Annotated in this window: 6 protein-coding genes; 3 read left to right on the top strand and 3 right to left on the bottom strand. The window is 57.2% G+C overall.

Annotation, left to right across the window (positions count from 1 at the left end):
- Both ilvN and VMJ32_11775 read right to left on the bottom strand, forming a co-directional pair.
- The coding region (gene ilvN / locus VMJ32_11780) for an acetolactate synthase small subunit (protein ID HTQ39701.1) at positions 1 to 279 on the bottom strand (279 nt) is incomplete at its 3' end.
- Positions 280 to 448: 169 nt separating this feature from the next.
- On the bottom strand, positions 449 to 1,219 hold the full coding sequence (locus VMJ32_11775) for a hypothetical protein (protein HTQ39700.1): 771 nt from the start codon (positions 1,217 to 1,219) through the stop codon (positions 449 to 451).
- A 116-nt stretch (positions 1,220 to 1,335) separates the two neighbouring features.
- Here VMJ32_11775 and VMJ32_11770 point away from each other — a divergent pair, with 116 nt between their 5' ends.
- The 3 genes from VMJ32_11770 (at position 1,336) to VMJ32_11760 (ending at position 4,011) form a co-directional block, all read left to right on the top strand.
- Positions 1,336 to 3,150, top strand: coding sequence for an oligogalacturonate lyase family protein (locus VMJ32_11770; protein ID HTQ39699.1), 1,815 nt, complete (start codon positions 1,336 to 1,338; stop codon positions 3,148 to 3,150).
- Positions 3,151 to 3,244: 94 nt separating this feature from the next.
- On the top strand, positions 3,245 to 3,715 hold the full coding sequence (locus tag VMJ32_11765) for a DinB family protein (protein ID HTQ39698.1): 471 nt from the start codon (positions 3,245 to 3,247) through the stop codon (positions 3,713 to 3,715).
- Positions 3,716 to 3,723: 8 nt separating this feature from the next.
- Positions 3,724 to 4,011, top strand: a complete 288-nt coding sequence (locus VMJ32_11760; protein ID HTQ39697.1) for a hypothetical protein — start codon at positions 3,724 to 3,726, stop codon at positions 4,009 to 4,011.
- Between the two features lie 303 nt (positions 4,012 to 4,314).
- Here the strand turns inward: VMJ32_11760 and VMJ32_11755 are convergent.
- Positions 4,315 to 6,082, bottom strand: a 1,768-nt coding sequence (locus tag VMJ32_11755; protein ID HTQ39696.1) for a hypothetical protein, incomplete at its 5' end; no start/stop codon positions are given.

Here is a 6,082-nt window from a genome sequence, read left to right as displayed (position 1 = left end):
GGCCCGGACGCGAATGAGCATCAAATCGCGCTCCACAAAATCCTGAGCGCTGATGTCGTCGACCTTGACGACGGTGACGATTTTTTCCAACTGTCGGCGCACCTGCTCCAGAACACGGTCGTCGCCGACGACTACAAACGTCATCCGCGAGAGATGGGGCTGTTCTGTTTCGCCGACCGCTAAGCTGTCGATGTTGTAACCGCGCGAGGCCAACATGCCGGAAATGTGCGCCAGCACCCCGGGCACGTTTTGGACGACCGCTGAAATGACATGCCGCATGCGAAAATTCTCACCGTAAGTGAACGTTAAATCATAGCCCGCCGATTGGCTCGTCGCAAGGGAGCGAATGACGTGGCGAATCGTAGCCGTCGGCTTCCACCTTCAGATTGTTGACACATGTTTTGGCATTTGGTTCGAATTGATCTAACACATCGAGAATCGTTGCAATTCATCGTTGGCGCTGATGACAGGCGGCACAGCAGGCGTAAACATCGTGGAATTGCGTGCGCAGTAATTTAGGATCAATGGCCGTGGACGAAGCAACATCTTGTGCAGCGGCCGCCAAATCGCCTGCTTGCGATTGCCAGACTGCGCCGGCACGATCGGCGGCCAACCATTGGGCCAGTTCCACCAACACTACCGCATAGGTTTTCGCCGCAGTCACATCGCCGGTGGCCAGCGCCGCTTTGGCGTCGGTAAACGTGCCGTCGATCAGATGCATCAACGGCGTAAAGCTGGCCACGGTTTTGGTCGCCGGTCGCGGATGGTCCAATCCTGGCGCTGTTTCCACCGCTTCAATGGCTTTTGGCAGCGCGTCGATAGCCTGTTGGGCGCGGCCAGCGTCGGCAGCTTTTGCGGCGGCGACGAGTTCGTCCACGGCGTGATGCAGGGAGGTGATTTTTTCCTGACCCGATTCGGCAACGTTCCGCCCTAAAGCATCGGTGAGCACGGATAACGCGGTCACGGACTGCCCCAGCGATTTGAAATCGTTTGTCGCCAACCACTGGCGGCAATAGCCCAGATTGGTTTGAAATGCGAAGACTAAAGCCGCTTTTGGCTGGGCGGCTTTTGTAGAATCCACAGGCGGCAAGCCGGCGGCCGGCAGGTCGGTCGCCGGGGGTGGACCGGCGTGCAGCATTAAAGCGACGCTCAGCATGATCGATGGCAGCAAAAACCAGCACAGCAATCGGCCAATTCGAGGCAGAACAAGGTAAAACATGGGGAATCCTTGTATACTCACCGGTTGCTGGATATGGTGATGGGATGCTTGGGGACGTGGATGTTGATTGGCGAAAATCCTGGGTAATAGCTTATCACTCTGGGGGGAGGTTTGAAATGCGAACGTCGATTGGTCGGACCGATCGTGACGGATGGTATTTGGTGACACGGTTGGCGACATGGTTATTGTTATTGCCCTTGTTGCTTCTGGCGATTCCTGCTCGGGCTGCGGAAGAGGCTACTGCAAATGGGGCCGCGGCCCCTGCAACAGCGACCGCAAGCACCACCACGGCCGCGGCCACACCGGCCGCCATTGCTGAGCCGCCGACTGATTGGATCGACCCGGCGACGGGGCATCGCATTATTCGCTTGACCCGCGAGCCGGACAGTGCCAGTTTGTACTTTCATCAGAACGCATACACCGACGATGGCAAGCTGTTGGTGACCGTTACTCCGCCGCGCCCCGCGGGCAGTGTCCGTAGACCGCTGAACGGCCCGAACGATCCGCTCGACGGCGGCGCTGAACAGCACGATCGCGGGATCGCTCCCCCGGCCGACGCCGCGAACAATCCGAGCGGCAGCAAGTCGACTTCCAGCGATTCCAAGTCTGCTGCGTCTGGCGACTCCAAGTCTGCATCGTCCAGTGATTCCAAATCTGTTTCGTCCGGCGACTCTAAATCGGCACCTGCAGACGGCAGCGCCCCAACCGGCGGGCGGCAAGGACGCGGCGGTTTTTTCCGGCCGACCACGTTGGACGCCATCGATTTGTCGACGCTGGGCGTCTCGCCTCCGAAAATCGATAAACTGGCCGATGGTTTTTTGCGGGGCATGGTGGTCGGGAAAAAATCGGGCAATGTGTATTACATTCGCACTCAGATGGAAGACGGCGTGCGGGTCGATAAAGTTTTCGCCACAAATATGACCACGCACGAAACGCGCGAAATCGGCAAACTGCCATTCCGGGGCGGCTCGGGCTTGGCGGTGAATGCCGATGAAACGCTGCTCGGCGGCAGTTACGCCGTGGGGGGCGATCTCAACACCGAGGAGGAAGGCCGGCAGCGCTCCACCGAACAGCGGGCCGCAGCGCCGGGCGACGCCAATTCCAACGCCGACATGCCTCGCGGAGGCAACGCCGACCCCGATGCTTCGCAGCGGCAAATTCGCACGTTCGGAAGTCGAGAACAGAGCATCGCGGAGCGGTACGCCGCTCATCGGCCGATGAAGCTGTTCACGATGGACATTAAAACCGGCGAAACTCAAACTTTTCATCCGAGCACCGATTGGTTGAATCACGTGCAGTTTTCGCAGACCGATCCGATGTTGATGATGTTTTGCCACGAAGGGCCGTGGCACCTGGTGGACCGCATTTGGACCATCCATCCCGGCTCGGACGAAGCCAAATTGATGCACCCGCGAACCATGCCCAATGAAATTGCCGGGCACGAATTTTTCGGCTACGACGGAAAAACCGTTTGGTACGATCTGCAAACGCCGCGGTCCGATAAATTCTGGCTGGCCGGCGTCAATGTCGACACCGGCGAGCGGTTGCGTTATCCGCTGGAGCGTTCGCAATGGTCGGTGCATTACAATCAATCGCATGACGGTAAATTGTTCGCCGGCGACGGCGGCGGCCCGGGCAGCGTGGCCAATCGCACGCCGCTGCCGGATAACAAGCCGCTGAATCCGCCGGGCAATGGCCAATGGATTTATTTGTTCACTCCGGTTGCGGGTGAAATGGATACGATGCAAGTCGGCGGCGAAACGGTAAAGATCGGCAAGTTCAAGGCGGAAAAATTGGTCGACATGTCGAAGCATAATTACGAATTCGAGCCGAACCTGACCTTCACGCCCGACAATAAGTGGATTGTGTTCCGCTCCAATATGCACGGCCCCGTGCATACCTATGCGGTGGAAATTGCGAAGGCGCAGTGAACCGTTGTCAGTGGTCCGTTGTCAGTTACCAGTCGGATCAACGCCAGTAAGTTGATTGCAACGGACCACGAACAACTCACAAAGAACCAACCTCATGCACCGCCAACTTATTGAACGATACGCCGCCGAGGCGGACGATTTGGGAAAATCGATCGCCGGACTGTCACAGGACGATCTGAATGCTTTTCCTGTCCCGGGCACTTGGAGCATCCAGCAGATTGTGCTGCACATGCTCGACAGCGACCTGATTGCCGCCGACCGGATGAAACGCGTCATCGCCGAAGACAATCCGCTGCTGTTGGGTTACGACGAATCGAAGTTCGCCCAGCGGCTGCACTGCGACAAGCTGGATCCGCATTTGGCTTGCGAAGTGTTCGCCAAAAACCGCCGCCTGATGGCGGAGATATTGCACCGCTGCTCCGACGCCGATTTCCAGCGGACCGGCATTCACAGCGAACGGGGCAAAATCACGCTGCTGGACCTCGTGAACACTTACACGCAGCACTTGCAGCACCATTTGAAATTCGTGCGTGAAAAGCGCAAGCTGTTGGGCAAGCCGGCTTAGCGCTTGCGATGTCGAGCAAAAGTACAAAAGCCGGCCAGCAAATGCAGGTTTTCCGGACAGCAGAGGGAGGATTTTTCACCGCGGAGACAAAGAGGCACGGAGAGGAAAAAGTAAATGAAGAGAATATTTACCGCAGAGACGCGGAGACGCAGAGAGGGCAGAAGGCAGAGTTTAGCCGCGACGCGGAGTCTGCGCAGCGGAGCGAGGTGTATCCCAAGAGCCGCGACCGTAAGGGAGCGATTATTTACCACGGAGACACGGAGGCCACGGAGAAGAAAAGGAAATACAGAAACTAGGAGCCGCAGATGTACGCAGATTAACGCGGATAAGAATAAGAACGGATGTCACCGCAGAGGCGCGGAGACGCAGAGCGGCGGAGTTTTATAAGGAATCCAGGAAGGCAGGAACGGCAGGAATTTTTAATTGCTTTTGTTCCTCCGTTCCTGAATTCCTGGTTTCCTTATATTTATCTGCTCTTTCTCTGTGCCTCGGCGTCTCTGCGGTTCAATCTGTCGGCTTTATCCATGTTCATCTGATTCATCTGCGTTCATCTGTGGTTACTTGGCTCTGTTATTCCCTTGCGTCGGGTGGCTGAGTTCTCACCGCTGGGCGGCGGGGATGGGAAACCAGTAGCCGCGGGCCCAGGCGTTTTCGGCGGAATTTAAGGGGGTAATCACCTCGTGATCCGGGCCGTACCAACTGAATTGAAAGTAGGCCACGATGTCTTTCAATTTCGGCTTCTCGTCCGAATCACTCGACGTATCGACGTGTTCGATGCTTGCATTGACATACGGGCTGGTACACCAAATGCCCGGGACGCCGGGCACATAGTCCGCAGTCCAGAGATAGGGTCGATTCGGAACATCGTCGGAGTTGAAGGGCAGGCCGTGCGGGAAGTAGCGGAACTCCAGGCCGCTGTAGGGATCGGGGGGCAGAGTTTGAAAATAGTCAGGTTTTAATTCATCCAAGGAATCGGGCAGTTGACCGTGCTCCAGGCGATAAGCTTGCAGAGCCAGAACCAGCATGGTGCCCCGGCGGCGGGCTTCAAATTCAAGCAAATCGCTAATGGCGCGGGAAGCGACCTCATTGATTTCCGATAAATTCGGGATGGTGGTTTCGACGAGCCCTGCGAGGTTGATTCTGATTGTCGTTGGCCCGACTCCTGGAATGTCGATGCTGATGCGATCCAAATAGTGTAGCGCCCATGAAGAACCCTGTTGGACTTGGGCGATAATGAGCGATAAGGCGCGGCCGGAATCGGCGCCGTAGGAAAGCTGCCCGTCGAGCACTTCAAGCACCCGCTGCATGAGGCTCAGTTCCGCTTGAGTTAAGGCATTCAAAACGCGGTCTGCGCGGTGGCGCTCCCAGGGCATGAGCATGGTGAGCAAAAAGTCGCCGGTGGTGGGACGATAATAGCCGGAATAGAACACAGTGTTCGCGGATTCGTCGCCCTGAATTGCACGATTCGCGATGAAGTACTCGTCTTTTACTGCGTCGTCCAGGTGCAAGTCGGCGGGATGGATTGCTTGCAAGCGCTGAATGGCGTCGCGGATGCGCTGGGGGGTTTGATCTTTTATGCCGGCCCAATTCGTAAAGCGAGTAAAGAAGTTGTTCCGTCCCGTCGCCTGGTAATTGAATTGCCCGTCGCCCCAGGCTTCAGGGTTATACAACCGATTCAACAGTTGCAGCGCTTCAAAGTCGCGATTAAGCGCGGCATCCAATTTCCCCTCGCCGGCAAGTTGCTGCCCGCTGGCAAACAGAGCCTCAGACAGCAAGTTAAAATCATAGATCCGAGCGTTGTATGCCTTACCCTGAACACTATCGAGGAAATGGCATATCGGTTGCTGATTGGCTAGAATCGCCAGTTTGAGAATGTCCGGCGGCATTTGGCCCAGCGACTTTAATTGAGCGGGCAGTTCATCCAGCGGAAGGGGCCATTTTCTGATCGCTTGTTCATAAATATCCGCCGTCGCCAAGCCCTGGGCGACTTGCGATTGGTATTCGGCCACGTCGAATCCGGGGGATGCCACGGGCACTTGATGGACGCGGAAGATGGCCATGGTGGTGAACAAGATGGCACAGGGAACCAGCACACTAGCGGCCAGGCGGGTCCAGGCGGGCCAGCGATAATTTTCGCGAGTCCAATCGGGGGCGCGCAGCCAGGTGGCCAGCAGCAGCACGAGCGGGATGGGCCACACCGACCACCAAAACGGCACTTGCAGGCTGCGCATCAGCAACGTCCAGCCGCATAAAGCGGCGGCCAGCAGCACGCCCGCCACGGCTGCGATAATGCCGCTGCGAATGAGCATCGAGGCAAACTGCCCGGCCGAGTAGGCGACGAATGAGCAAATAAGGCCTGTGAACAGC

The organism is Pirellulales bacterium, assembly GCA_035499655.1.
Classification (GTDB): Bacteria; Planctomycetota; Planctomycetia; order Pirellulales; family JADZDJ01; genus DATJYL01.
Note: the sequence above shows the minus strand (reverse complement) of the source record. Positions and strands in the feature narration are given on the sequence as shown.